Here is a 24,573-nt window from a genome sequence, read left to right on the forward strand (position 1 = left end):
ACTCAGAAGTGAAACGCTGTAGCGCCGATGGTAGTGTGGCATTCGCCATGCGAGAGTAGGACACTGCCAGGCACCCAATTAAACGGTGATGTGAAAGACATGACCGGCTGCGAGGATGACACCTCACAAACAAGCAGCAAAAGATTTAGCGAAAGCTAACCGAATGCGGAGCGGTAGTTCAGTCGGTTAGAATACCGGCCTGTCACGCCGGGGGTCGCGGGTTCGAGTCCCGTCCGCTCCGCCACTACTTCAGAAGCCCAGTCGAAAGACTGGGCTTTTTTCGTTCCCGAGACAGCACCCATTTCCCCTCACATCAACACCACCATCATCCGATCATCGCCCCTGAGAGAGGTTGCCGCTATAATGGCCGCCCTCAAGCAAGGTGGTGGTATGAAAGCAGAGTATCTACAGCGATTCGGGGGCATTGCCCGTCTTTATGGCCAGCGTGCCCTTGGCTCCTTCAGCCAGGCGAAAGTCTGCGTGGTCGGGATCGGTGGTGTCGGCTCTTGGGTGGCCGAGGCGCTGGCTCGGGCCGGCATCAACCAGATCACTCTGATCGACATGGACGACATCTGCATCACCAACACCAATCGCCAGATCCACGCCATGCAGGGCACGGTCGGCCGTCTCAAGACGGAGGTGATGGCCGAGCGCATCCGTGCCATCAACCCGGATTGCGAGGTGATCGAGGTGGATGACTTCGTCACCGCCGACAACCTGGGCGAGCATATCAAGCGGGAGTTTGACTATGTGGTAGATGCCATCGACTCGGTCAAGGCCAAGGTGGCGCTGATTGCCTTCTGCAAGCGCAACAAGATCCCGGTGATAGTGGCGGGCGGTGCCGGCGGGCAGATGGACCCGACCCAGATCACCGTGGCCGACCTGGCCAAGACCATTCAGGATCCGCTGGCCGCCAAGGTGCGCTCCGACCTGCGCCGACTGCACAACTTCAGCAAGAATCCGGCGCGCAAATTCGGGGTGGAGTGTGTCTTCTCAACCGAGCAGCTGAGTTATCCGGATGGCAATGGCGGCACCTGCCAGGCCAAGGCGGCCAGCGACGGCAATATGAAGATGGATTGCGCCTCCGGCTTCGGTGCCGTGACGCCGGTGACGGCCACTTTTGGCTTGGTTGCCGCGTCCCGGGTATTGAAGAAGATTGCCGAGCGGGGAGCCCGCGCCGAGAAAGAGGCTGGAAATGAAGACGCAGGGTCGATTGGCGAAGCCTGATCGACCACTGTACAAGGTGGGCTAGGCAGCCTGCTCCCGGATTGCCAACACGATTGCCCTGAGCCCGTTGCCTCGCGACGGGCTCAGGTGTTTCTCGAGCCCCAATTCGCTGAAATAGGCATCCATATCAAAAGCTTGGATAGCGTCGGCACTCTGATGATTGAGTGCCGCCAGCACGATGACGATAAGACCGCGCACGATGCGGGCGTCTGAGTCGCAGGCAAAATGCCAGTTGCCGTCCTCACCTACCTCTCCCTTGAGCCAGGCCTGGCTCTCGCACCCTTTCAGGCGGTTCTCTTCCTGCTGCCACTCTGCTGGCAAGGTGGGTAGCAGCTTGCCGAGCTGGATGATGAGTCGGTACTGGTTCTCCCAGCCGTTTGCTGCCGCAAACTGCTGGCGGATGGTATTTGCGTCGGGCTCAACGCCTATCCGGGTGTAGGTTGCGAGGCTGTTCATCGGGTGTCTGCCTTAGAAGAAGTCACTGAGTTTGTGCAGGGCGGCCAGCAGGGCGTCGGCATCGTCCCGATTGTTGTAGCAGGCCAGGGACACGCGCATGGTACCGCCGATCCCTAAGCTCTCCATCAACGGCATGGCGCAGTGATGGCCGACTCGCAGGGCGATCCCCTGCATGTCGAGCAGGGTAGCGGCATCTTGCGGGTGGATGTCGTCCAGCAGGAAAGAGACAGCGCCGGCGCGCTGGCCGGGTTCGCCGACCAGACGCAGCCCCGGCACCTGTTGCAGTCCGGCAACCAGATAGTCGGTCAGCGCTGCTTCATGGCTGGCCAGTGAGTCCCTGTCCTGCTTCATCACAAAGTCGATGGCTGCGGCCAGGCCGATGGCGCCGGCAATATGGGGGGTGCCTGCCTCGAACTTGAAGGGCAGGGTGTTGAAGGTGGTGCCGCTGAAGCTGACCCTGTCTATCATCTCGCCTCCCGCTTGCCAGGGCGGCATCCGCTCCAGTAGTTCGGTGCGGCCCCACAACACACCGATGCCGGTCGGACCATAGAGCTTGTGACCGGAGAAGGCGTAGAAGTCGCAACCTATGGCCTGCACATCCACCTCGAGATGAGCCACCGCCTGAGCGCCATCGAGCAGGGTCAGAGCGCCGACCGCCTTGGCCGCTGCCACCATCTCTTTGACTGGATTGACGGTGCCAAGGGCATTGGAGACGTGGGCCACGCTTACCAGTCGGGTCCGTTGCCCCAGCATGGCGTGATAGGCGGCCAGATCGAGATCGCCCCGCTCATCGAGGGGGATGACCCGGATCACCGCGCCGGTGCGTTGGGCGACCAGCTGCCAGGGGACGATATTGGCGTGATGCTCGAGGGTGCTAAGCACGATTTCATCCCCCGCCCTCAGCTCGCTCATCCCCCAGCTCTGGGCCACCAGATTGATCGCCTCCGTGGTGCCACGGGTCCATATCACTTCGTGGCTGCGAGGGGCATTGATAAAGCGGGCAACCGTCTCGCGGGCATCTTCGAAGGCGCGTGTGGCCCGGCCGCTCAGGGCATGGGCGGCGCGGTGCACGTTGGCATTGTCGGCCCGATAGTAGTGATTGATCGCATCCAGCACGGCTTGCGGTTTCTGGGTGGTGGCGGCGTTGTCCAGATAGACCAGAGGGTGGCCGTTCACCTCCTGCGCCAAGGCCGGAAACTGGCCGCGCAGCCGGGCGTGCTGTTTCTGATTCATGCTCCCCTCATCTCGTCTGGAAAAGTCGGTCATGATCCGGAAAATGGCGGGCAAACACAAGATGAAGTGGCGGGATCCCGTGCCCGGTTTCGGCTGCCCGCGGGATCTCTGCTACAATGCCGCCCCTCATCATAAGCCAAGAGATCCGGCCCATGAAGCTCAACCCCAATCAGAACGAAGCGGTCAAGTATGTCTCCGGCCCTTGCCTGGTGCTGGCGGGTGCCGGATCGGGCAAGACCCGTGTCATCACCAACAAGATTGCCTATCTGGTGCAGCAGTGCGGCTACAACGCACGCAACATAGCGGCGGTCACCTTTACCAACAAGGCGGCGCGGGAGATGAAGGAGCGGGTCGGTCAGACCCTGGGTCGCAAGGAGGCGCGGGGGCTGATGGTCTCCACCTTCCATACCCTGGGGCTCGAGATCATTCGCCGCGAGCACAAGAGCCTGAACCTCAAGGCCAACTTCTCCCTGTTTGATGACACCGATCAGCTGGCGCTGCTCAAGGAGCTGACCGAGGCAGAGCTCGACAACGACAAGGACAAGCTCTTGGCCCTTATCAGCCAAATCTCCAACTGGAAGAACGACCTCATCCTGCCTGCCCGGGCCATGCGCATCGCCCGCGGGCCGGAAGAGGTGCTGATGGCTCAGCTCTATGAGCGTTACCACCGCCAGATGGTGGCCTACAACGCGCTGGATTTCGACGACCTCATCGTGATGCCGACCCTGTTGCTCAAGAGCAACCAGGAGGTGCGCGAGCGCTGGCAGAACAAGATCCGCTACCTGCTGGTCGATGAATACCAGGACACCAATACCAGCCAGTACGAGCTGGTGAAGCAGATCGTCGGCGAGCGGGCCCGTTTTACCGTGGTAGGTGACGACGACCAGTCCATCTACTCCTGGCGTGGGGCCAAGCCGCAGAATCTGGTGCTGCTGAACGAAGATTTCCCCAATCTGCGGCTCATCAAGCTGGAGCAAAACTACCGCTCCAAGCGGCGCATCCTCAAGTGCGCCAACATCCTGATCGCCAACAACCCCCACGTCTATGACAAGGCGCTCTTCTCCGAACTGGACGAGGGGGTGAAGCTCAAGGTGCTGTTTGCCAAGAACGAGGAGCACGAGGCGGAGCGTATCGCCGCCGAGCTGATGGGCCACAAGTTCATGAACCGCACCCGGTTCAAGGATTACGCCATCCTCTATCGGGGCAACCATCAGTCGCGCATTTTCGAGAAGGCGCTGATGACCAACCGCATACCCTACCGTATCTCGGGCGGTACCTCATTTTTCTCCCGCACCGAGATCAAGGACATCATGGCCTACCTCAAGCTGCTGGTTAACCCGGATGAGGACACCGCCTTCCTGCGGGTGGTCAATCTGCCGCGCCGCGAGATAGGCCCCACCACCCTCGAAAAACTGGGCCAGTACGCCAACCAGCGTGGCAAGAGCCTGTTTGCCGCCAGTTTCGAGCTGGGGCTGGAGCAACACCTCTCCGGACGCGGTTTATCCGCCCTGCAGGCCTTCACCAACTGGCTGGTACGGCTCGGCGATCAGGCGCTGCGCGGCAATCCGGTGGAGGCGGTGCGGGACATGATCAAGGAGATCCACTATGAGGAGTGGCTCTATGAGACCTCCCCCAGTCCGAAGGCGGCGGAGATGCGGATGCAAAACGTCTCCACCCTTTATCGCTGGATCAGCGAGATGCTGGAAGGGGATGAGCTGGAGGAGTCGATGACGCTTGCTCAGGTGGTGACTCGCCTCACCCTGCGGGACATGATGGAGCGCAACGAAGGGGAGGATGAGGCGGATCAGGTGCAGCTGATGACATTGCACGCCTCCAAGGGACTGGAGTTTCCCTATGTCTACATGGTGGGCATGGAGGAGGGGTTACTGCCGCACCAGACCAGCATCGACGAGGACAACGTGGAGGAGGAGCGGCGCCTCGCCTACGTGGGGATTACCCGGGCCCAGACCGAGCTGACCTTTACCCTCTGCAAGGAGCGTCGCCAGTTTGGCGAGTCGGTACGGCCGGAGCCGAGCCGCTTCCTGCTGGAGCTGCCCCAGGATGACCTGGAGTGGGAAAACCAGAAGAAGGTGACGGCAGAGGAGCGCCAGCAGAAGGGGCAGGTTGGTGTCGCCAACCTGCGGGCCCTGTTCAAGAAGGATTGAGGCCGGAAGGCTTGGCCTCTCGGGCGGCCTGACCCAGCAGAGGGGGAATATCGGCTCCCGGCAGCGGGGGGGAGATGTGGCGCCCCTGCCCGAGGGCGCAGCCAAGCTCGATGAGCTTTTGCAACTGTTGCTGATTTTCGATCCCCTCGACCACCAGGGTGAAGTCGAGGTCCTGGCAGATGTCCCGCATGGCGCGGATCAGCGCCAGATCCTTGGGTGAGTTCAACATGCGATGGGTGAAGCTGTCGTCCACCTTGATGTAATCCACCGGGAAGTGAAACAGGGCGTTGAGAGAAGAGAAGCCGGTGCCGAAGTCATCCAGGCTGACCTGGATCCCTTTCGCCCTCAGTTCATGCAAGGCTGTGAGGGAGTCGGCACTCTGCCGGGAGAGCTCGCGTTCGTTGAACTCAAAGATGAAACATGCGGGGATGACACCCTCCTCCTCCATGATGGTGAGCAGTTGCATGATCTGCTCGTGGCTGGCCAGGTGCTTGCCGGAGAGGTTGATGGCTATCCTGAAACGACCGACCCCGGAGGCGGGTTGCCAAAGCTTCAGTTGCTGGCAGGTGCGCTTGAGGATCTGGCGGTCCAGATCCTGAATGAGGCCGCACTGTTCCGCCAGAGGAATGAAGTCGAATGCATCCTTGAGCTCCCCCTCCTCCGTTATCCAGCGCGCCATCACCTCCAGTCCGACCAGGCGGCTGTCACACAGCCTGATCACCGGCTGGAAGTAGGGCACAATCCGCCCTTCCCGCAAGGCTCTGAAGAGCCGCTCTTCCGGTGACCCCGCCTGTTCGGTACAGGCCTCCGAATACATGACGATGCGGCTGCGACCGTTGCGCTTGGCCTGGTACATGGCGAGGTCTGCCTGGTGCAGCAGTTCACTGACATCGGCCGTTTGCTCCGTCACGCTGGCGACCCCCAGACTGACGGTGATGGTCAGTTCGTTGCCCTGGAGCCGGAACGGATGGCCGATACGGCCAATCAGGCGATTGAGCACGGGGCTGATGTCCTCTTCCCGCTGGCTGTTGTCCAGATAGATGACGAATTCGTCCCCTCCGAGCCTCGCCACCATGTCATTTTGCCGGATGCAGCCTTGCAGCCTGCTGCCCAGCTCCTGCAGCAACTGATCGCCGGCACTGTGGCCCAGGGCGTCATTGACCTGCTTGAAGTGATCCACATCGACGAAGATCAGGGTGAAGCCGGCTGTCTGGTAGCGGCGGTAGCGGGTCATGGCATGATGCAGGTGATTCATCAGCAGCGCCCGGTTTGGCAACTGGGTCAGCGGGTCGTGCAGGGCATTGAACTGGAGCCGCCGCTCCAGCTCCTGATGATGCTTGAGCCGTTTCTGCAACCTCAGGTTGGTTTGGCGCAGCTGTTGGAGGCGCTGGTTGATGGACTCCTCCGAGTTGAGCTCATCGAGTTGCTGTCGCACCCTTTTGAGCTCCAGCAACAGGGTCAGCTGATGGCGCAGGAAATCGAGGAACAGCCTGTCATCGGTTTCCAGAGGCCGGGTCATGTTGAGGATGAGGTGGGCAAAGTATTGCTGCTGCTGGCGCAGGGGCAGGCTGTACCAGTAAAGTCCCTCTTCATGGCGCTCTATGCTGTTGGTGCTGTGGCACATGGCCCGAATGATGTCATCGTCGTATGTCAGGTGTGGTGGATAGAGTCGCTCCAGTCGCTGGTTTTCCAGCCGGATCAGCAACATGTCGCTGACCGAGAGCATCTGGCGCAACACAGCTTCCAACTGGGCAAACAGGGCATGCTGAGGCAGGTTGTGAGCCAGGCGCATGACTCGGCCGATCTTCTCGATTTTCTCCTGCCACTGGGGATCCCGTTGCATGAGAGGGGAAGCCTGCCCCGTCAGCTGGGTACCGGTCTGGGTTTCGTGCAGGCGTTTGGCCAGGCACTCCAGCAGCAACCTCAGGGTGGGTGCCTGATCCGGGGCGCTGCGTGCCAGCAACCACTGCACGTCGATATGCTCCACAGGCTGCACGCACCAGCCCTGACCTTCATCGAGCCGGGTGAGCTGTTCGGTGAGGCGAGGTTCTTCCCGTCCCAATTGTTGCTTGAACACGTCGGGAAGCTGATAGGTGTAGCGCCAGTTCAGCCCCCCGTCGGCCAGCCCCAGCATGGCGAAATGTTGCAGAGGGCAGAGTGTGTCCAGCAGACCGACCAGTCGGGCGTAATCCTCGGGGGAGGCAATGCCGGGGGCGGGGAAATCCATGATGGAGGAGACGACCGCCAGCAAGGAGTGCGAGTCTGGCGGTGTGGTGGGCTGAACTGACATGCAACACTCCCGAAAAAACTTACCTTCAAGCGTAGTCGGAAGTGATGGGATTGAAAGGGCTGCAAGAGGAGCCCTTTCAATTACTTAGAGCTTGTCGATCATGTAGTGAATGGCGTTCTCGATCTCTTCGTCACTGCAGGTGGCGCAGGTCCCCCGCGGTGGCATCATGCCAGCCTTGCCGGTGAAGCCTTCGATGGCGTGTTTGCGCAAGGTGTCGAAGCCCTGGGCGATGCGTGGCTCCCAGGCGGCCTTGTCACCTCGCTTGGGGGCGCCAGCGGCACCGGTATCGTGGCAGGCGAAGCAGGCACCCTTGAACACGGTCTCGCCGTCACGTGGGCCGGAGGAGGCTGCCGCAGGCGTGGCTGCGGCGGTCGCAATGCCTTCCAGATCCTTGGCGGTATAAACCTGGCCAACCGGGGCAATACGCTCGGCGATGGCCTCTGTCGACATGTCATCGGCGGCAAGGACGGCGCCGGACAGAGTGGCAGCCGCCATCCCGGCAGCCAGCAAATAGCTCAGTTTTTTCAACACGCTCATGTACTCCCAGCAGGCTCTTATTATCCCCAGAAAACGACGGGATTATAACCGAATAGTTACAGCCATTTAAACGCTTGTGTGTGAAGTGTTAAGCAATCTGAAAACAAAGTGGTAGAGCGGGAAGGGGTGATCCCACATCAAAAAACCCGGCATGCGCCGGGTTTCGTGAGGCTGAACAAGAGAGGGCGCGCTGATTGCCCAGGCGCCCCTCGCGTGTCCTCAATCCCAGTTCAGGATCACCTTGCCGGACTTGCCCGAGCCCATGGCTTCGAAGCCCTGCTGGAAGTCATCGATATGGAAATGGTGGGTGATGATGGGGCTGAGATCCAGGCCAGACTGGATGAGGCTTGCCATCTTGTACCAGGTTTCGAACATTTCGCGGCCGTAGATCCCCTTGATGAAGAGTCCCTTGAAGATCACCTTGCCCCAGTCGATGGCCATGGTGGAGGGAGGAATGCCGAGCATGGCGATTTTGCCGCCGTGGTTCATCTTGTCGATCATGTCCTGGAAGGCGCTGGGCACCCCGGACATCTCCAGCCCCACATCGAACCCTTCGGTCATGCCGAGATCTTCCATGACATCGGAGAGCTTCTCCTTGGCCACGTTGACGGCACGGGTGGCGCCCATCTTGCGGGCCAGTTCCAGCCGGTATTCGTTGACGTCGGTGATCACCACGTGACGGGCGCCAACGTGACGGCAGACGGCAGCAGCCATGATGCCGATGGGGCCTGCGCCGGTGATGAGCACGTCTTCACCCACCAGGTCGAAGGAGAGGGCGGTGTGCACGGCGTTGCCGAACGGATCGAAGATGGCGGCCAGCTCATCGGGGATGTTGTCCGGCAGCTTGAAGGCGTTGAAGGCCGGGATCACCAGGTATTCGGCGAAGGATCCCGGGCGGTTCACACCCACACCAATGGTGTTGCGGCACAGGTGGGTGCGACCGGCACGGCAGTTGCGGCAGTGGCCGCAGGTGATGTGGCCTTCGCCGGAGACGCGATCGCCGATGGCGAAGCCGCGCACTTCCTGGCCGACGGCGACTACCTCTCCCACATACTCGTGCCCTACCACCATGGGGACGGGAATGGTCTTCTGGGCCCACTCGTCCCAGTTGTAGATGTGCATGTCGGTGCCGCAGATGGCGGTCTTGCGGATCTTGATGAGCAGATCGTTGTGGCCGAGCTCGGGAGCCGGGACATCGGTCATCCAGATGCCGACTTCGGATTTGAGTTTGGAGAGTGCTTTCATGACAGATTCCTCACGGCGCCATGCCGGGTACAGAGGGTAATAAAATGGGGCCCAACCTTGGCCCCCGTTTTAATCAGCCAGCCATGTGATCAAATCACACCGAGCTCGCGACCGATGCGAATGAAGGCATCGATCGCCTTGTCCAGTTGCTCCCGGGTATGGGCGGCGGACATCTGGGTCCGGATGCGCGCCTGACCCTTGGGTACCACGGGGAAGGAGAAGCCCACCACGTAGATACCGGCGTCCAGCATGCGGCTCGCCATCTCGGCGGCCAGTTTGGCATCCCCCAGCATGACCGGAATGATGGCGTGATCGGCACCGGCCAGGGTAAAGCCGGCGGCGCTCATACGCTCGCGGAAGTAGGCACTGTTCTCCTTGAGGCGGGCACGCAGGTCGTGACCCTCGGCCAGCATGTCGATCACCTTGATGGTGGCCGAAACGATGGAGGGTGCCAGGGAGTTGGAGAAGAGGTAGGGACGGGAGCGCTGACGCAACCAGTCGATCACCTCTTTCTTGCCGGAGGTGTAGCCACCGGACGCGCCACCCAGCGCCTTGCCCAGGGTGCCGGTGATGATGTCGACCCGTTCCATCACCTCGCAGTATTCGTGGGTACCGCGGCCGTTCTCGCCGATGAAGCCGACGGCGTGGGAGTCATCCACCATCACCAGCGCGTCGTACTTGTCGGCCAGATCGCAGATGGATTTGAGGTCGGCGATGACGCCATCCATGGAGAAGACACCATCGGTGGCGATCAGCTTGAAGCGGGCGCCATCGGCATCGGCCTGCTTGAGCTGGGCTTCCAGTTCGGCCATGTCGTTGTTGGCGTAGCGATAGCGCCTGGCCTTGCACAACCGCACCCCATCGATGATGGAGGCATGGTTGAGGGCGTCGGAGATGATGGCGTCTTCGGCACCGAACAGAGTCTCGAACAGACCGCCGTTGGCGTCGAAGCAGGAGGAGTAGAGGATGCTGTCTTCGGTGCCGAGGAAGGCGGACAGCTTCTGCTCCAGTTCCTTGTGCTGGTCCTGGGTACCGCAGATGAAGCGCACGGAGGCCATGCCGAAGCCGTGGCTGTCGAGTCCCTGATGGGCGGCGGCAATCAGGTCGGGGTGGTTGGCCAGCCCCAGGTAGTTGTTGGCACAGAAGTTCAGTACCTGCTCGCCGCCCACCGCAATCTGGGCCTGCTGGGCCGAGGTGATGATGCGCTCCTGCTTGTATAGCCCTTCCGCCTTGACCTGTTCGAGCTGTTCGGTCAGGTGACGATAGAATCCGTTAGACATCCTCGGTCCTCATTGCTGTATCGACTGTGTTATCAGGATCCCGGGCCGTGCAACCCACACGGTTCGGCGTCGTCACGGTCGCGACGAAACGCCGACAGACCCTAGAATGGGCGACATTTTACTGTAATCCCTGCGTATAAATTCAAATTTTTATGCTGATAATCAACAATTGTGAAACAGATCTCACCCGGCTGGTTGGGCCAGTTGGTGATAATGTTGCTCCAGTTGATGTATCTGGGGGGCCACCTGTGGCTGCACGTAGGGGCGCAGCAAAAACAGCACCCGCAAGACCCCCTGGTAGAGCAGGGGTTTGGTGATGCGGGTGGCCGGGGCCTGGGCGATCTGGAACGGGATCCAGCAGGTGACGACCATCTTGATGGTCTGGCCGAGATCCGGCAGGTCTTCATCGCTGACGGCGATGATACCGCCTTCGCGCAGGCTTCTGAGCAGCGTCTCAACGGTGGCTCGGAGCTGCTCCTGTGCCTTGAGGTATTTCTGCTGCAGCAGCTCGTCGCGACTCAGGATGTCCGGCAGGTTCGCGTAGAAGAAGCGGAACTGCCACATCAAATAGAAGATGGCATCCAGGTAGCCCATCAGATCCTCCAGCCGGATCTCGCTGCTGCGGATCGGAGTGAAGCTGTCGCTCAGGTGGCGGGCGTACTGATCGAAGATGGAGTGGATGATGTCTTCTTTGTTTCTGAAGTGGTAGTAAAGGTTGCCCGGGCTGATGCCAAGGTGTGCGGCAATGTGGTTGGTGGTGATGTTGCGCTCGCCCTGATCGTTGAACAGCTCGGTGGCGCTGTGGATGATCCTGTCTCTGGTCTTCATCGCTGGTCCCTCTGCCGGGCCCGAAGGGGAAAAGTCATCGAGGTCGAATCCCCTTGCGGCCCGTGATAAACTTTTCGGCAATTTCAAATTGGCCCACTATACACAGCTTTAACAGGCAGTCACACGGGGCCACAACGTACGCGAGGCAAACTCCATGATCGTAGTAACTGGCGGTGCTGGCTTTATCGGCAGCAATCTGGTCAAGCAGCTGAACGCTCAAGGACGGACCGATATCGTGGTCATTGATGACCTGACCGACGGCACCAAGTTCGTCAACCTGGTCGACCTCACCATCGCCGACTACATGGACAAGGACGAGTTCCAGGCGCGGATCGTCTCCGGTGACGAATTCGAGGAGTGGGATGACGGCATCGAGGTGATCTTCCACGAAGGCGCCTGCTCCGCGACCACCGAGTGGAACGGCAAGTTCATCATGGAGGTCAACTACGAGTACTCCAAGGATCTGTTCCACTACTGCATCGAGCGGGAAATCCCCTTCATCTACGCCTCTTCCGCCGCGACCTATGGCGGGCGCAACGACAACTTCATCGAAGACCCGAGGTTCGAGCAGCCCCTCAACGTCTACGGCTACTCCAAGCAGCTGTTCGATCAGTACGTGCGTCGCTGGATGCCGGAGATCAACTCCCAGGTGGTGGGTCTCAAGTACTTCAACGTCTACGGTCCCCGCGAGCAGCACAAGGGATCCATGGCGTCCGTGGCCTTCCACCTCAATACCCAGGTGAAGCAGGGTGACAATCCCAAGCTGTTCGAGGGCTGTGACGGCTTCCCGGATGGCGGCCAGATGCGCGACTTCATCTACGTGGACGACGTCTGCAAGGTGAACCTCTGGTTCTGGCAGAATCCGCAGCACTCCGGCATCTTCAACTGCGGCACCGGCCGGGCTGAGCCGTTCCAGAACGTGGCGGAAGCCGTGATCAGACATCACCAGAAAGGCGCCATCGAATACATTCCCTTCCCGGATCACCTCAAGGGTCGCTACCAGAGCTTCACCCAGGCGGATCTCACCAAGTTGCGCGGCGTCGGTTATGACGGCGAGTTCAAGACTGTGGCCGAAGGCGTGGCCGATTACATGGCCTGGTTGAACCGGGCTTGATCCCCCTCTGGCGGGTGGCTCTGGCCACCCGTCGATCGGATGCGCTTGCATGAACATATTGATGGCTCTCTCCCAGCTCGAAGTGACGGGCGCGGAGGTCTATGCCACCACGGTCGGCAACGAGCTGACCCGCCGTGGCCACCAGGTTTTCTACGTCTCTGACACCCTGACCAAACCGACTCTGGGACCGGTCTTTCGGTTGCGCTTCAACAAGCGCAGCATCCTGCGCCGCTTCTGGCACGTCTTCTATCTCATCTATCTGATCCGCAAGCACAGGATCCAGCTTGTGCACGCCCATTCGCGCGCCTCGGGCTGGAGCAGCTACGTCGCCTGCAAGCTGACCGGCACCCCCATGATCACCACGGTGCACGGGCGCCAGCCGGTACACGCCTCCCGCAAGGCATTCCATGCGCTGGGCTACCGGGCGGTGGCGGTGTGCGAGGATATCGCCAGCCAGATCATCGACAACCTGGGGGTGGACCCGGCCATGGTGCAGGTGCTGCGCAACGGCATCGAGACCGACAAGTTCCAGCCCGTGCCGATACCGGACAACGGCAAACCGGTGATCGCCATCATAGGCCGGCTGAGCGGTCCCAAGGGGGAGCTCTGCTACCGGCTGCTGGACGAGGTGCTGGATCTGGAAGCCTGCCGGGTGCGCGTCGTCAGCGGCACCCAGGTGCCGGCGCGTTTTGCCCGTTTTCAGGACAAGGTCGACTTCGTCGGTTATGTGGACGATGTGCCCGCCCTGATGGCGGGCTGCGATCTGGTGATCGGTGCCGGTCGGGTGGCGATGGAGGCGCTTCTGTGCGGTCGTCCGGCGTTTGCCATCGGCGAAGCCAGGGCCATCGGTCTGGTGACGGAGCAGAATCTGGACGAGGCCCTCGCCAGCAACTTCGGCGACATCGGCCCCAGGGATCTGGCCATCGACTTTGCCGGGCTGAAGGCGCAGATCCCTTCGGCGTTGGCCTCCAAGGTGGTGCCAGACCCAGTGCGCCAACGGATCCTGCAAGAGTATGATTTGCAAGGCGTCGTGACCGGGCTGGAATCCGTCTATCAGGACGCCGTGGTCGAGACCCTGCGCCGGGAGATGCCGGTCATCATGTATCACCGCTTCATCGAGCACGAGAGCGAAAAGGGAGTGCATGGCACCTGGCTCCCGGTCGCCATGTTCGAGAAGCACCTCAAGCTGATGAAGTGGCTGGGCTACGAGACGCTGACATTTGCCGACCTGGCGGAGAACGGGTTCATCCACCGGCTGCAATACGGCAAGAAGTACCTGATGATCACCGTGGACGACGGCTATCGGGACAACCTTACCCGCATGCTGCCGCTGCTGGAAAAGTATGGCTACAAGGCGGTGGTCTATGTGGTGACCGGTGAGGATCACAATCGTTGGGATGTGGAGCACCCGACTCACCCCGATACCCCGGTGACCCTGATGACCCCGGACGAAATCAAGGCGCTGGTGGCCTCCGGTCATGTGGAGATCGGGGGCCATACCCTGACTCACCCCCGCCTGAGCACGCTCCCCCCAGAGGAGCAGGCCCACCAGATCCAGGCCAACAAGGCCTGGCTGGAGCAGTTGCTCGGCCATCCCCTGATCTCGTTTGCCTATCCTTACGGGGATCTGAACGACAGTGCAAAAGCCCAGGCCGTTGCCGCCGGTTATCGCTATGCTGTGGCCACCAACAGCGGCCCCAGAGCCATGCACCGGGATCCGTTCCAGATCCGCCGGATCGCCATCTTCCCCCGCACCGACATGTTCGGTCTGTGGCGCAAGATCAGGGGGAATTATGTCTTCAGAAAATAAGGTTGTTGTAGAGGAACGTATGCCGATGCAAACAGAATCGCCGCCCAATCAGGGCGCATTTGGGCTGGTCCATGACCAAGCGTTGCCGCTACTAGTTCAACTCTCAGCTTTTTTATTTGGAGCTCTGGCACTATCCGTGCCCAGTGGTTACTCCTATGGCCCAGCTTTGTTGTTGCTGGCAAGCCTGTGTTTCTTCGCTGTGAGGCGCTTGAATTGGGTATTACCCCGTGAACTCAAGTTTATCGGGCTTGGCTTGTCGCTCTATTTTCTGGTGATGGTTATTTCCGTTTGGTTTGATGGTGGCAAGATCAGCCAAATCGACAGGGCAAGTAGAGCGCTGATGGCTGTTGTCATATTGCCCTTACTAGCTTGCGTGCCTGTGCGCCTTCCTATACTGCTTTCCGGTTGTGGTGTCGGTGCTCTCCTCGCATGTGGCATAGCCATTCATGATAAATTTATTTTGGGCTATGAGCGGGCATTTAACGATATGATGCCACTACAGAGTGGTAATATTGCCATGTCGTTAGGATTATTTTGCCTGTGTGGACTTCTTTGGGCACAAAAAAAGGGAAAATTGGCCTTCTCTTTTTTCATGCTGCTGGGAGGTTGTGCTGGGATGGGGGCCAGTTTCCTCTCGGGAACGCGTGGGGGGTGGGTATTATTACCTGTTATTTTATTTACTATTGCGGTGCTGTTTAAAGAGTGCCTGTATCGCAAGACAACCCTCGTTATGCTTGTAGGTGGACTGTTATGCGGTGGTTTTTTGATTGTCCAACCGCAGAGTGGTGTGGAAGCACGGATAGAGCTGGCTCAGAATGATATCAGCCAATATCTCGACAAAACCAACCTCAACACCTCGCTTGGGATCAGACTTCAGCTTTGGCAGAGTGCTTGGCAGAGCTTTACCGAAAAGCCACTATTTGGCTGGGGAAATCATGGGATTCGGCAGTCACAAAAAGCGCAGCTGGCACGAGGAGAAATTAGCCAGTTTATCTATGATTTCAATTCTCATGCCCATAACCAGTTTCTCGATGAAATGGCCAAACGAGGCATTGTTGGCCTTGGTGCGTTGCTATTGATGATGTTGATCCCCCTATTCTTGGTAAAAAGTCGTTTGCACCGACCCCATAATGATGATGTGCATTGTGGTTCCGCGTTGGTTATTGTGGCTGTTTTTTCATCGATTGATTACTGCCTCAGTCAGGCATTTTTTGGTCACAATTCTGGTATTACTTTCTTTGTCTCATCGCTGGTTATAGCTGCATCTATAGTTTTTAAGGAGAGTGATACAGAATGAATTGATAGCGATAAACAGGGGGTATTGTTTTTTTGTGTGATTAGTTATTATAAATAATGTCATCTTTAACAGTGAGGGTATAGAATGGGGGTTTCTGTTTCTATTGTAATTTTAAATTACAATTCGTCTAAATACACAATGGATTGCATTGATAGTATATTGCGTGGTTCATTTCAAGATTATGAAATAATAGTGGTTGATAATAACTCGAGCGAGGATGAACGTGGCATATTTATTGATTACTTGAAAATTAAAAATAATGATAAAATACATTTTATAGATAATGATATTAATTTCGGATTTGCTCTTGGAAACATACTTGGAATATCAGAATCTAAAGGAGAGTACATATTTGTTCTTAACAATGATACGCTAGTGGATGAGGGCGCGCTTGATATACTTCATTCCTTCATGGAGGATAATCCAGATGTATCGCTGTGTATACCATCTCAGTATAATAAAGATGGTACATATCATCCATCCTTTGCCTATTTACCATCAGTAGGTAATCAATGGTTTGGCAACGGATTATGTCGAATGTTAAAATCATCAGAGTATATGGATAGGAAGAAGGAATATAAAAAACCATTCAGGGTCCAAATGGGTAGTGGAGCATCAATGTTTTTTCGCGCATCCGACTATTTTAAAGTTGGAGGTTTAGATCCTAATTTTTTCCTTTACTGTGAGGAAGAAGATATCTGTATTAGAATGAAGAAAGAAAAAATGAATATATTCTTTGTTCCTGATGCAAAGATAGTTCATTATGGTGGTGGGAGTACGAATAGAAATCTAGACATAGAAATAGAGTTTTACAGATCTTTATTTTATTTTTTTGATAAAAATTATAATTTTTTATCTGCAAAATCTCTTAAGTTTAGATTTATTATCAAGGAACTCATCAAATCATGTAAAAAGCCGACTAGATTTAAGTTATTCTTTGCTATTATCATAAGACCATCACTGTCTTATTCCTTAAGGCATAAGCAGCGAGGATTAAAAAATTAATATCATTTAACAATGGATGAGTTTAGATAGACTATTTTCTTAAAGCATAGCTTTTTTAAAAAAAATTATAGAAAGTGGCATTAAAATCAGCTGAGATATAATTTAATTATTTTAACAGACTGCGAAATAATAATCACATATAGTCTACTATCTTTAATGCAGTTTCTAGCGTCAATCTATAGTTCCGAATACGAGAGTCATTCGATCATATCGGTGGTGGTGAAGCCCGTTTTCGGGTGGAATGACCATAACCAGTAACGAATTAAAGGTCAGACCATAAATTGCGTTACTGGCGGGGCATACCTCTGTAGCCGATTATTTATTCATTATTCCTAGCTCAGCACAGAATGTGGCCAGTATCTCCTGCACATTCAAAATTTCCTGCTGCGGATCCTGACGACCCGTGTCGACGAAGCGATAACGGGGATGAGAGACGGGATTGGCAATGGCGGAGTGTCCGAGGGGAGAGACGATGGTGAGCAGGGGGATATCCAGCGCCTGCGCCATATGCCGTGGGCCTGTGTCGTTGCCAACGAAGAGCTGGCAATGGGCGAAGAGCCCCACCAGTTCCCGTACCGAGCGGGTCTGAACATGGTCAAACACGCTGGCCTGCAGCGCTTCTGGCAGCAGCGGCTTCAGCCCCCGGTTGTACTCCTCTTCCCCCGGTCCGCAATAGATCAGGATCTGGGCATTGTGCTCCTCGATGAGCCACTGAGCGACCTTGGCGAAGCAGTCGATGGGCCAGCGCTTGTAATGGCCGAGGGAGTTCACTCCCATGGCGATGAGTGGCCGGGTCGGGTCGACGCCAGCGGCCAGCAGGGCATCCCTTCCTTGTTGTTTCTCTTCTTCACTCAGCCAGAGGTAGTAGTTGCGATCCTCCCTAGCGAGGCCGAGGGGCTTGAGCAGTGAAAATCGATCGTCCACCAGGGTGCTGTTGCCCTGATGCTCGGTGTCATGGCGAAAGCGCACGATGCGGTTGTGGCCCAGGCGCCATGGGAAAGAGTCGAAGCCGATCCGCAGGCGGGCGCCGGAGAAGAGGCAGGTCAGCAGGCCTATCATCTGGCCCTGGCTGTTGATCACCACATCGTAGCGTTCGCGGCGAATGCCCAGCAGCAAATCCTTCATGTAGCGCCACTCGTTGCGGCGCGCCTTCTCGATGATGATCAACCGATCGATGTTGGGGTTTCCCTCTGCCATGCCCGCGCAGTAATCCATGACCAGATAGTGAACTTCCCCGGCAGGGTCGTGCTGCTTGAGGTTGTTGCACAGTGCGGTGGAGATCAGCACATCTCCTATCTGTTTGGTTTGTACTACCAGGTATTTCATGGAAAGGGCCTCGAGCGAGGTCGGGTTGAACGTCAGCGCATCAGCATATCGTACTCCCCTGTCAGATGCTGCCGCTATGGGGTGAAAATCCGATCCAACGCACTGTGTTTGCACATATTTTCGACGTTGTTCGGGCTGGTGGGGCCCGGCTGGCAGTACGGGAGGATGAGCGGGGGCATGGCACCGTCGGCCATGCCCCCGATGGGCAAGAGTGATCAGCGTACGATGAGGCCGAGCAGGATCCCCACCACGCCGAAGTCGGCATCGCTGAAGGTGGTGTTGGCAAAGCCGAGATCCCCCAGTACCGGCAGCAGGAACACCGGCAGGAAGGTGATCAGCAGGCCGTTGGCGAAGGCTCCCAGCAGGGCGCCGCGACGACCGCCGGTGGCATTGCCGAACACCCCGGCCGCCGCGCCGACGAAGAAGTGCGGTACCACCCCCGGAATGATGACGGTGAGCCCCAGTAGATAGAGCAGCACCATGCCCACCAGACCGGCGGCAAAGCTCGACAGGAAGCCGATCAGCACCGCATTGGGGGCGTAGGGGAAGACGATGGGGCAGTCCAGCGCCGGCTTAGCGTTGGGCACCAGCTTGTCGGAGATCCCCTTGAAGGCCGGCACGATTTCAGCGATGACCATCCGTACCCCCTGCAGGATCACGTAGACCCCGGCGGCGAAGGTGATGGACTGCATCAGGGAGAACATGAACCAGTGCTTGCCCTTGGCGATTTCCGATACGTAATCCGCACCGGCAAACAGAGAGGTGATAAGGAAGATGATGCCCATGGTGAAGGAGATGGCCACCGGGGTATCGCGCAGGAACAGCAGGCTCTTGGGCACCTGCACCTCTTCGCTGCTGTGGGCCTTGTTGCCGAACTTGGCACCGATCCAGCCGGCCAGCACATAGGAGCAGGTGGAGAAGTGGCCGAGCGCCACGTCATCGGAGCCGGTGATCTGCTTCATGTAGGGGTGGGCAAGAGCCGGGAACAGCACCATGGTCACGCCGACCACCAGGCTGCCCACTGCGATGAGCGGGATGCCGCTCATGCCGCCGGCGGAGAGGATGGCTGCCACCATCATCGACATGAACAGGGTGTGGTGACCGGTCAGGAAGATGAATTTCCACGGGGTGAGCCGGGCGATCAGGATGTTCACCAGCATGGCGAAGAACATGATCATCGCCATCTCTTTGCCGAACGACTGCTGGGCGATGGAGACGATGGCCTCGTTGTTGGGCACCACCCCCTTGATGCCGAAGGCGTGCTGGAAGATGGTGGCGAAGTCGCCCAGCGAGTTCACCACCAGGGTGGCGCCGGCCCCTAGGATGACGAAGCCCATGATGGTCTTGACCGTGCCCTTGATGCACTCGGTCACCGGTTTCTTCTGGGCGATCAGGCCGATGAGGGCGATGAGGCCAACCAGCACGGCCGGCTCCGACAGCACGTCAAACATCAGAAAATTGAAAAATTCCATGGTCAGCTCCAAGCAGATGGAAGCGGCGGCTCACCAGCCGCCCAGACAGTCGCAAAGGGGTTAGAGTGCGCCCAGCTCGCGCAGGGCGATGGCGAGTTTTTCTTTCATGGCGGCCTTGTCGACCATGTTGTCCAGCGAGACCAGCCGGCCGTCGACCCCCATGCTGACCAGCTGTTCGGCGATGTCGCGGGTGGCGACAAAGATCTCGGCGCTCTCGCTGCCGGCAGAGGCGAGATCCCGGTGATCCACCTCGGCCGTCACGGCCAGCTCCTTGAGAATGCTCTTGATGCTCATCTCCATCATCAGGCTGGTGCCCAGGCCGTGTCCGCATACAACCAGAATTTTCATGCTCTCTTCCTCTGTCGGGCGCAGGGCGCCACTCAATAACGCGCCAGGATGCGCAAGATGTCGTCTTTGCTGGTGGCCGCCATGATGGCCGCCACGTCTTCTTCATTCATGAACAGCTCGGCCAGCTGGGCGATGGTCTCCACGTGGGAGTTGCTGTCGCTGGCGGCCAGGGTGACCAGCAGCCGGACCGGGTCGTTGCCCTCGGAGCCGAAGTTGACCCCCTCCTTCAGCACGGTCAGCGCCAGTCCCAGCCGGTTGACGCCGTCTTCCGGGCGGGCGTGGGGCATGGCCAGCCCCGGTCCCAGCACGTAGTAGGGGCCGAGCTCCTCGTGGGAGCGATAGAGCGCCGCCACATAGGAAGGCTCTATGGTGCCGTTGGCCAGCAGGGGGGCGGTGGCCAGCTCGATGGCGTGGCGCCAGTCGCGGGCGCCCGCTTCGATGGAAATGACCTCCTCGGTCAGCAATTGGGTCAGCATGGTAGTGTCCGGGCTGGATAGAATGACGCCAATCTAGCGATCTTGTCCCTTGATAACTGTGAGCTTGATCGCGAAAGTTAGCGCTACCAGATAGCGCTAACATTGATCTGTGATAGCGCTATCATTTCTCTCACAGAAGGGATTCATCCTGCCCCTTATCGGCCTCAAAGAAGGTAAAATCCGGTTTGAGCAAATAGTCAGTGCCCCGCTTTTGCCTTAAAGTGAATGCCCGCATGCCGAGGAAGGGAAAGGATGTCAGAAGCGAAAAAACGCCGCAGCACGGGTCGGGTGACCCTCAACGACGTGGCCCAGTTGGCTGGCGTAGGAGCCATGACGGTGTCGCGCGCCCTGCGCACCCCCGAGCTGGTGTCCGACAAGATGCGCGAGCGCATCGAGGCGGCGGTGGATGAACTCGGCTATATCCCGAACCGGGCGGCGGGGGCGCTGGCATCCGCTACCTCCCAGACCATAGTGGTCATCGTCCCCAGCCTGGCGGAACGCGCCTGCGGTGACATGATTGCCGGGCTGCAGCAGACCCTGCTCGCCGAGGGCTATCAGATCATGCTGGGGGATGCCCAGCACCTGAAGCAGCAGGAGGCCAGCCTGCTAAGCAATTTCCTGCAGCACAATCCGGCCGCCGTGGTGTTGTTTGGGGGGGATCCCGGGGAGGTCATCCGGCAGCGCCTGCAGGCGGCCCGCTTGCCGGTGGTGGAGGTGGGAGCCATGGCGCGCCATCCCATCGACATGAACGTCGGGGTCTCCAACTTCGATGCCGGCTACCAGCTGACCCGCCACCTCATCGAGCGCGGCTACCGCAACATCGGCTTTCTCTGTGCCCGCCAGGAGCAGTGGATGCTGCAGCAGCGCATGCAGGGCTGGCAGAAGGCGCTGCTGGACAACTACCTCTCCCCGGACGCCATCATCAACACCTCTGAGCTGCCGAGTTTTAGCACGGGGGCGGCCATGCTGGGGGAGTTTCTGCTGCGCTGGCCCGAACTGGATGCGCTGATCTGCGTCAACGACGAGCTGGCGGCCGGGGTGCTGTTCGAATGCCAGCGCCGCCATCTGAGCGTGCCGGGCAAGCTCGCCATCGCCGGTTTCGACGATCTGGATGTGGCGCGCGCCTGTCATCCTGCGCTGACTTCGGTCAGGATCCCCTATCACCAGATGGGCAGGGAGGCGGCGGAGCTGATCCTGCGCCAACTGGCGGGAGAGGAGGTGGCCGGCATGAGCCTCGCCCTGGATTTTCAATTGCAAAAGCGTCAGAGCACCTGAGGAGCGATGCCACGACAGGGCGAGGCAAGCATGTTCAAGGCGTTGTGACCGAAGACCAGGTCGGTGCCCCGTCGCCCTGCGCGGGAACTGCCAGCCGACGTGTTCGCCCGGTCTGTCACCGGGTTGGAGCAGAGCGTGGATGTCACCGGAGCCATGACTCCAGGTGGCTGGCTGCACCCTGGTGAAGCTCTGATCGGAACCACTGGCGAGCCCCATTATTCTGGATAGACTTTGTAGGCCGGTGCACTATCCAAGGAGAATGAGCATGGGTACGCAGACGCCTGATTTCGATCTCGATGATGACTGGGAGCCGGAATCCTGGGAAGACGAGCTGGAGGAGCTGGATGACGAGAGCTGGCAGGACTATGACCCTCTCGACGATCAGTGACTCCCTGTAACGCCTGAGGGCGGGCCTGGTGCCCGCCCGATTTTTTGTGTGGCGAGGGGGGCAGCCCTTGGTGAGAACGGGGCGGGCTGGTTAGAATGAACTGCTCAAATGACGCTGTACGAGGCAGGCAGCGGCTCAACAACGATTCCAACGACGCCAAGGATGAATATGCGCTCACTCGTCATCATGTTTTGTGCCGCCCTGCTCGGGGGCTGTGTTTCCAACTCCGACGACCCTTGCGAGAAGGTGTGGAGCGACGTGGGAGAGGCGGACGGCAAGCTCGGTTTTGCTGGCGATCGGGTGGCTTTTCACCAGACCCAGTGCGGGGAAAAAGTGGACGTTGCCCTTTGGGAGCTGGGTCGCCAGAAGGGGCTGGCCTGGTATTGCCGACCCGAGCATCTCTATCTGGCAGGACGGTCGGGAGAGGAGTATCGCGGCGTCTGTCCCAACGACGTGCAGGCCCGTCGCCTGTTTGAACAGGGTCGCCATGGCTGGACTGATCAATAAATCAGCCTTCCTCTCTCTTCTGAAATATTGCGTGAACCTCTTCGTGAGAAGAGGTACCTACCCTTCTTTATGCTTCAGCCGCAGCGGCTGGCACAGGTAATCCTTGTCATTGGCGCTGCGGGCACACTTGCCACACACGAATTTGGGTTTGCGCACAATCTTGCGCAGCGTCTTGAGATCGGCGGGGATCTCGTGACGGCGCCACTCACACAGCGTCTTGTGACCCATGACGTCCTCGACAGTGAATGCAACGGGTGAGAGGGGCAGGACCCCTCCCGGTGTGGTTACTGGTACAGGTATTTGGTGAAGATGAGCTCGCGGACCGCCTTCTTGCCCGTCTCCTTGACCAGCAGTTCGTTGACCTTGGCCTCACACTCCTTGCGCAGCTCTTCCCGGTTCACCAAGGACTTGATCTGTGCGCCCGTCTTGCTGCCAATCAGCCGGATGATGGCGTCGCGGATCAGGGGGTCGTGCTGCTCCAGCAACTTGAGGTCGGCAGCGTCCGTGGCCATCAGCTCTACCGTCACCCGTACATAGCCGAGGGTTTTGCCGTCGCCAAGGTAGTTGGTGATGATGTCCGGATCCAGAGCGTGATAGGCGAATCCCGGCTGGACGGCGGAGGAGGCGGGATCGGTGGCCTCTTCCTCATTGGCGAAGGCCTGTGTATTCAAGAGGGTACACCCCAGGGACAGCAGCAGAATTCTGAAGATCTTCATCTGGATGGCTCGGCAGCGACGGATGCCCCATTTTTGATGCTGCCATCGGGGCCGTCAAGCACGGATGTTCTTACAATTCGCCATTGATTTACGGATAATAAACCGGTTTTTAACCTGACAACGGAAATCTCCGGATGGTGAAGCTGTGAAGTCCGAGTTGACTGTTCCCCTCGTCCAGCTCGTCCCGTGGCAGGCGCCTGCAGAGTGCGAACTGCCCGAGGCGCTGCGTCCCTGGTTGCTGGAGACCGATTCCATGACCCGGCGCCTGCGTCGTTACAATCATCACCTCTCGGTGCAACTGCTCGGCAATCGCGCCGTGTCGCTGACGGTGGACGAGCAGGCGCTGGTGGCGGTGTCGGCCCCCGTGGGCATGTGCCGCGAGGTGATCCTGCACGGCGATCATGGGCCGGCCGTGCTGGGCTGGACCTTGTTTGCCGAAGCGGCCTTGCAGGGGGGCGGTTTGCAGGATCTGGGAGAGCAGCCGCTGGGAGAGCGCATTTTCGGTGAGGCACCGGCGCGGCGGGATCACCTGCAACTGGCCTGTTTCGAGATAGCGAGCAATCCCTGGTGTCCGGCCGCCACCGTCTGGGGGCGTCGTTCCCGCCTGTTTCTGGGGCAATGGCCACTGCTGGTCCATGAACTTTTCCTGCCCTCGCTATCGTCTCATTCGTTGCCATCGGATAAGGAGCTGGAGTGAAGCTGTTAACCAAGGAGCGGGGACTGGCCTATGCGCAGTTGGCCCGCATCGACAAGCCCATCGGTACCCTGCTGCTGCTGTGGCCGACCCTGTGGGCGCTCTGTCTGGCGGCTGGTGGCCTGCCTGACCCCTGGATCCTGACCGTGTTCGTGGTGGGCGTTTTTCTGATGCGCTCCGCCGGCTGTGTCATCAATGACTATGCGGATCGCAACTTCGATGGTCATGTGAAACGCACCGCCGGGCGACCGCTGCCCATGGGGCGGGTCGCCGAGCGGGAAGTGCTGGTGCTGTTCGCTGTGCTGGCGCTTCTCTCGTTCGCCCTGGTGCTGACGTTGAACCCGCTCACCATCAGCCTGTCCTTTGCCGGTCTGCTGCTGGCGGTCTGCTACCCCTTCATGAAGCGCTTCATCCCCATCCCCCAGCTGGTGCTCGGCATGGCCTTCTCCTGGTCCATTCCCATGGCCTATGCGGCCCAGGCCAATACCCTGCCGCCGGAAGCCTGGCTGTTGTTTCTTGCCAACCTGCTGTGGACCATTGCCTATGACACCGAGTACGCCATGGTGGACAGGGATGACGACCTCAAGCTCGGCCTGAAATCGAGCGCCATCCTGTTCGGTCGCCACGACAAGCGGATCATCGGCGCGCTGCAACTGGCGACCCTGCTGATCCTGCTGGGGGTCGGGCAGCTGATGGGGTTGGGATCCGGTTATTACTGGGGACTGCTGGGGGCGGCGGCGCTGTTCGTCTACCAGCAGCGACTGATCCGGGAGCGGCAGCGTGAGGCCTGTTTCCAGGCGTTTCTCAACAACAACTATGTGGGGGCGCTGGTGCTGCTCGGGGTGATGGTTCACTACCTCTAACCCGCCCCCTTCCTTGATGAA

At 58.8% G+C, this 24,573-nt stretch carries 24 protein-coding genes and 1 tRNA gene; 12 read left to right on the forward strand and 13 right to left on the reverse strand.

Going from position 1 to position 24,573, the window contains the following annotated elements; translation table 11 throughout:
- Positions 1-167 precede the first annotated feature (167 nt).
- Both AB5Y50_RS15740 and tcdA read left to right on the forward strand, forming a co-directional pair.
- Positions 168-244, forward strand: a tRNA-Asp gene (locus AB5Y50_RS15740).
- Between the two features lie 146 nt (positions 245-390).
- Entirely contained in the window at positions 391-1,227 is an 837-nt protein-coding gene (gene tcdA / locus AB5Y50_RS15745) for a tRNA cyclic N6-threonylcarbamoyladenosine(37) synthase TcdA (protein ID WP_069784756.1), read from the forward strand.
- Between the two features lie 21 nt (positions 1,228-1,248).
- On the opposite strand, the gene AB5Y50_RS15750 is transcribed toward tcdA, so the two are convergent.
- Positions 1,249-1,683 carry a SufE family protein gene (locus AB5Y50_RS15750; RefSeq protein ID WP_069784755.1) on the reverse strand — a complete coding sequence of 145 codons (435 nt, stop codon included), beginning with the start codon at positions 1,681-1,683 and terminating at the stop codon, positions 1,249-1,251.
- Between the two features lie 12 nt (positions 1,684-1,695).
- Positions 1,696-2,916 (reverse strand): cysteine desulfurase, encoded by a 1,221-nt coding sequence (locus tag AB5Y50_RS15755; RefSeq protein ID WP_069784754.1) that lies wholly within the window; start codon positions 2,914-2,916, stop codon positions 1,696-1,698.
- Positions 2,917-3,068: 152 nt separating this feature from the next.
- On the opposite strand from AB5Y50_RS15755, the gene rep reads away from it, so the two are divergent.
- Positions 3,069-5,081 (forward strand): DNA helicase Rep, encoded by a 2,013-nt coding sequence (gene rep, locus AB5Y50_RS15760; RefSeq protein WP_069784759.1) that lies wholly within the window; start codon positions 3,069-3,071, stop codon positions 5,079-5,081.
- On the opposite strand, the gene AB5Y50_RS15765 is transcribed toward rep, so the two are convergent.
- The 5 genes from AB5Y50_RS15765 to AB5Y50_RS15785 form a co-directional block, all read right to left on the reverse strand.
- A complete protein-coding gene (locus AB5Y50_RS15765) occupies positions 5,068-7,371 on the reverse strand; it encodes a bifunctional diguanylate cyclase/phosphodiesterase (RefSeq protein WP_069784753.1) in 2,304 nt (767 codons plus the stop codon). The genes rep and AB5Y50_RS15765 overlap by 14 nt on opposite strands.
- Before the next feature lie 84 nt (positions 7,372-7,455).
- Entirely contained in the window at positions 7,456-7,908 is a 453-nt protein-coding gene (locus AB5Y50_RS15770) for a cytochrome c5 family protein (protein ID WP_069784752.1), read from the reverse strand.
- A 219-nt stretch (positions 7,909-8,127) separates the two neighbouring features.
- The gene (tdh, locus tag AB5Y50_RS15775; protein WP_010672427.1) at positions 8,128-9,153 is read right to left on the reverse strand and encodes an L-threonine 3-dehydrogenase; all 1,026 of its coding nucleotides are present in this window, start codon (positions 9,151-9,153) and stop codon (positions 8,128-8,130) included.
- Between the two features lie 89 nt (positions 9,154-9,242).
- Positions 9,243-10,433: a glycine C-acetyltransferase gene (locus AB5Y50_RS15780; protein WP_010672428.1), complete on the reverse strand. Its 1,191-nt coding sequence runs from the start codon at positions 10,431-10,433 to the stop codon at positions 9,243-9,245.
- Positions 10,434-10,616: 183 nt separating this feature from the next.
- On the reverse strand, positions 10,617-11,261 hold the full coding sequence (locus AB5Y50_RS15785; RefSeq protein ID WP_010672429.1) for a TetR/AcrR family transcriptional regulator: 645 nt from the start codon (positions 11,259-11,261) through the stop codon (positions 10,617-10,619).
- A 154-nt stretch (positions 11,262-11,415) separates the two neighbouring features.
- Between AB5Y50_RS15785 and rfaD the strand changes: the two genes are divergently transcribed.
- From rfaD to AB5Y50_RS15805, 4 genes are all read left to right on the forward strand, one after another.
- Positions 11,416-12,375 carry an ADP-glyceromanno-heptose 6-epimerase gene (gene rfaD, locus AB5Y50_RS15790; RefSeq protein WP_039041134.1) on the forward strand — a complete coding sequence of 320 codons (960 nt, stop codon included), beginning with the start codon at positions 11,416-11,418 and terminating at the stop codon, positions 12,373-12,375.
- Positions 12,376-12,424: 49 nt separating this feature from the next.
- The gene (locus tag AB5Y50_RS15795) at positions 12,425-14,185 is read left to right on the forward strand and encodes a polysaccharide deacetylase family protein (protein ID WP_069784750.1); all 1,761 of its coding nucleotides are present in this window, start codon (positions 12,425-12,427) and stop codon (positions 14,183-14,185) included.
- Complete coding sequence (locus AB5Y50_RS15800) at positions 14,169-15,482, forward strand: O-antigen ligase (protein WP_231959404.1); 1,314 nt, start codon at positions 14,169-14,171, stop codon at positions 15,480-15,482. Before AB5Y50_RS15795 ends, AB5Y50_RS15800 begins: the two co-directional genes overlap by 17 nt.
- An 84-nt stretch (positions 15,483-15,566) precedes the next feature.
- On the forward strand, positions 15,567-16,487 hold the full coding sequence (locus AB5Y50_RS15805) for a glycosyltransferase family 2 protein (protein ID WP_080767867.1): 921 nt from the start codon (positions 15,567-15,569) through the stop codon (positions 16,485-16,487).
- Positions 16,488-16,802: 315 nt separating this feature from the next.
- Here the strand turns inward: AB5Y50_RS15805 and AB5Y50_RS15810 are convergent, their stop codons facing one another.
- From AB5Y50_RS15810 to AB5Y50_RS15825, 4 genes are all read right to left on the reverse strand, one after another.
- Positions 16,803-17,813 (reverse strand): glycosyltransferase family 9 protein, encoded by a 1,011-nt coding sequence (locus AB5Y50_RS15810; RefSeq protein ID WP_082189220.1) that lies wholly within the window; start codon positions 17,811-17,813, stop codon positions 16,803-16,805.
- Between the two features lie 215 nt (positions 17,814-18,028).
- Complete coding sequence (locus tag AB5Y50_RS15815; RefSeq protein ID WP_042864639.1) at positions 18,029-19,285, reverse strand: PTS ascorbate transporter subunit IIC; 1,257 nt, start codon at positions 19,283-19,285, stop codon at positions 18,029-18,031.
- Between the two features lie 60 nt (positions 19,286-19,345).
- The gene (locus AB5Y50_RS15820; protein ID WP_016349013.1) at positions 19,346-19,633 is read right to left on the reverse strand and encodes a PTS sugar transporter subunit IIB; all 288 of its coding nucleotides are present in this window, start codon (positions 19,631-19,633) and stop codon (positions 19,346-19,348) included.
- A gap of 32 nt (positions 19,634-19,665) precedes the next feature.
- The gene (locus AB5Y50_RS15825) at positions 19,666-20,109 is read right to left on the reverse strand and encodes a PTS sugar transporter subunit IIA (RefSeq protein WP_005307534.1); all 444 of its coding nucleotides are present in this window, start codon (positions 20,107-20,109) and stop codon (positions 19,666-19,668) included.
- Positions 20,110-20,361: 252 nt separating this feature from the next.
- Here AB5Y50_RS15825 and AB5Y50_RS15830 point away from each other — a divergent pair, with 252 nt between their 5' ends.
- From AB5Y50_RS15830 to AB5Y50_RS15840, 3 genes are all read left to right on the forward strand, one after another.
- A complete protein-coding gene (locus tag AB5Y50_RS15830; protein WP_039041139.1) occupies positions 20,362-21,384 on the forward strand; it encodes a LacI family DNA-binding transcriptional regulator in 1,023 nt (340 codons plus the stop codon).
- A gap of 265 nt (positions 21,385-21,649) precedes the next feature.
- Positions 21,650-21,772: a hypothetical protein gene (locus tag AB5Y50_RS15835; protein WP_010672437.1), complete on the forward strand. Its 123-nt coding sequence runs from the start codon at positions 21,650-21,652 to the stop codon at positions 21,770-21,772.
- 168 nt (positions 21,773-21,940) lie between these two features.
- Positions 21,941-22,279: a DUF2799 domain-containing protein gene (locus AB5Y50_RS15840; protein WP_010672438.1), complete on the forward strand. Its 339-nt coding sequence runs from the start codon at positions 21,941-21,943 to the stop codon at positions 22,277-22,279.
- 57 nt (positions 22,280-22,336) lie between these two features.
- On the opposite strand, the gene AB5Y50_RS15845 is transcribed toward AB5Y50_RS15840, so the two are convergent.
- Both AB5Y50_RS15845 and AB5Y50_RS15850 read right to left on the reverse strand, forming a co-directional pair.
- Positions 22,337-22,507 (reverse strand): hypothetical protein, encoded by a 171-nt coding sequence (locus AB5Y50_RS15845; RefSeq protein ID WP_010672439.1) that lies wholly within the window; start codon positions 22,505-22,507, stop codon positions 22,337-22,339.
- 56 nt (positions 22,508-22,563) lie between these two features.
- Entirely contained in the window at positions 22,564-22,995 is a 432-nt protein-coding gene (locus AB5Y50_RS15850; RefSeq protein ID WP_010672440.1) for a flagellar basal body-associated FliL family protein, read from the reverse strand.
- 145 nt (positions 22,996-23,140) lie between these two features.
- On the opposite strand from AB5Y50_RS15850, the gene AB5Y50_RS15855 reads away from it, so the two are divergent.
- Both AB5Y50_RS15855 and ubiA read left to right on the forward strand, forming a co-directional pair.
- Complete coding sequence (locus AB5Y50_RS15855) at positions 23,141-23,692, forward strand: chorismate lyase (RefSeq protein ID WP_069784749.1); 552 nt, start codon at positions 23,141-23,143, stop codon at positions 23,690-23,692.
- Positions 23,689-24,552, forward strand: a complete 864-nt coding sequence (gene ubiA, locus AB5Y50_RS15860; protein ID WP_039041141.1) for a 4-hydroxybenzoate octaprenyltransferase — start codon at positions 23,689-23,691, stop codon at positions 24,550-24,552. The genes AB5Y50_RS15855 and ubiA overlap by 4 nt, the downstream gene beginning before the upstream one ends.
- The last annotated feature ends 21 nt before the right edge of the window (positions 24,553-24,573 follow it).

The sequence above is a fragment of the Aeromonas sp. s6 genome, from assembly GCF_040907815.1.
In the GTDB taxonomy this organism is placed as follows: Bacteria; Pseudomonadota; Gammaproteobacteria; order Enterobacterales; family Aeromonadaceae; genus Aeromonas; species Aeromonas caviae.

Coding starts and splice junctions, on each gene's coding strand:
- tcdA (WP_069784756.1), top strand. CDS start 391: ATGAAAGCAGAGTATCTACAGCGATTCGGGGGCATTGCCCGTCTTTAT.
- AB5Y50_RS15750 (WP_069784755.1), bottom strand. CDS start 1,683: ATGAACAGCCTCGCAACCTACACCCGGATAGGCGTTGAGCCCGACGCA.
- AB5Y50_RS15755 (WP_069784754.1), bottom strand. CDS start 2,916: ATGAATCAGAAACAGCACGCCCGGCTGCGCGGCCAGTTTCCGGCCTTG.
- rep (WP_069784759.1), top strand. CDS start 3,069: ATGAAGCTCAACCCCAATCAGAACGAAGCGGTCAAGTATGTCTCCGGC.
- AB5Y50_RS15765 (WP_069784753.1), bottom strand. CDS start 7,371: ATGTCAGTTCAGCCCACCACACCGCCAGACTCGCACTCCTTGCTGGCG.
- AB5Y50_RS15770 (WP_069784752.1), bottom strand. CDS start 7,908: ATGAGCGTGTTGAAAAAACTGAGCTATTTGCTGGCTGCCGGGATGGCG.
- tdh (WP_010672427.1), bottom strand. CDS start 9,153: ATGAAAGCACTCTCCAAACTCAAATCCGAAGTCGGCATCTGGATGACC.
- AB5Y50_RS15780 (WP_010672428.1), bottom strand. CDS start 10,433: ATGTCTAACGGATTCTATCGTCACCTGACCGAACAGCTCGAACAGGTC.
- AB5Y50_RS15785 (WP_010672429.1), bottom strand. CDS start 11,261: ATGAAGACCAGAGACAGGATCATCCACAGCGCCACCGAGCTGTTCAAC.
- rfaD (WP_039041134.1), top strand. CDS start 11,416: ATGATCGTAGTAACTGGCGGTGCTGGCTTTATCGGCAGCAATCTGGTC.
- AB5Y50_RS15795 (WP_069784750.1), top strand. CDS start 12,425: ATGAACATATTGATGGCTCTCTCCCAGCTCGAAGTGACGGGCGCGGAG.
- AB5Y50_RS15800 (WP_231959404.1), top strand. CDS start 14,169: ATGTCTTCAGAAAATAAGGTTGTTGTAGAGGAACGTATGCCGATGCAA.
- AB5Y50_RS15805 (WP_080767867.1), top strand. CDS start 15,567: ATGGGGGTTTCTGTTTCTATTGTAATTTTAAATTACAATTCGTCTAAA.
- AB5Y50_RS15810 (WP_082189220.1), bottom strand. CDS start 17,813: ATGAAATACCTGGTAGTACAAACCAAACAGATAGGAGATGTGCTGATC.
- AB5Y50_RS15815 (WP_042864639.1), bottom strand. CDS start 19,285: ATGGAATTTTTCAATTTTCTGATGTTTGACGTGCTGTCGGAGCCGGCC.
- AB5Y50_RS15820 (WP_016349013.1), bottom strand. CDS start 19,633: ATGAAAATTCTGGTTGTATGCGGACACGGCCTGGGCACCAGCCTGATG.
- AB5Y50_RS15825 (WP_005307534.1), bottom strand. CDS start 20,109: ATGCTGACCCAATTGCTGACCGAGGAGGTCATTTCCATCGAAGCGGGC.
- AB5Y50_RS15830 (WP_039041139.1), top strand. CDS start 20,362: ATGTCAGAAGCGAAAAAACGCCGCAGCACGGGTCGGGTGACCCTCAAC.
- AB5Y50_RS15835 (WP_010672437.1), top strand. CDS start 21,650: ATGGGTACGCAGACGCCTGATTTCGATCTCGATGATGACTGGGAGCCG.
- AB5Y50_RS15840 (WP_010672438.1), top strand. CDS start 21,941: ATGCGCTCACTCGTCATCATGTTTTGTGCCGCCCTGCTCGGGGGCTGT.
- AB5Y50_RS15845 (WP_010672439.1), bottom strand. CDS start 22,507: ATGGGTCACAAGACGCTGTGTGAGTGGCGCCGTCACGAGATCCCCGCC.
- AB5Y50_RS15850 (WP_010672440.1), bottom strand. CDS start 22,995: ATGAAGATCTTCAGAATTCTGCTGCTGTCCCTGGGGTGTACCCTCTTG.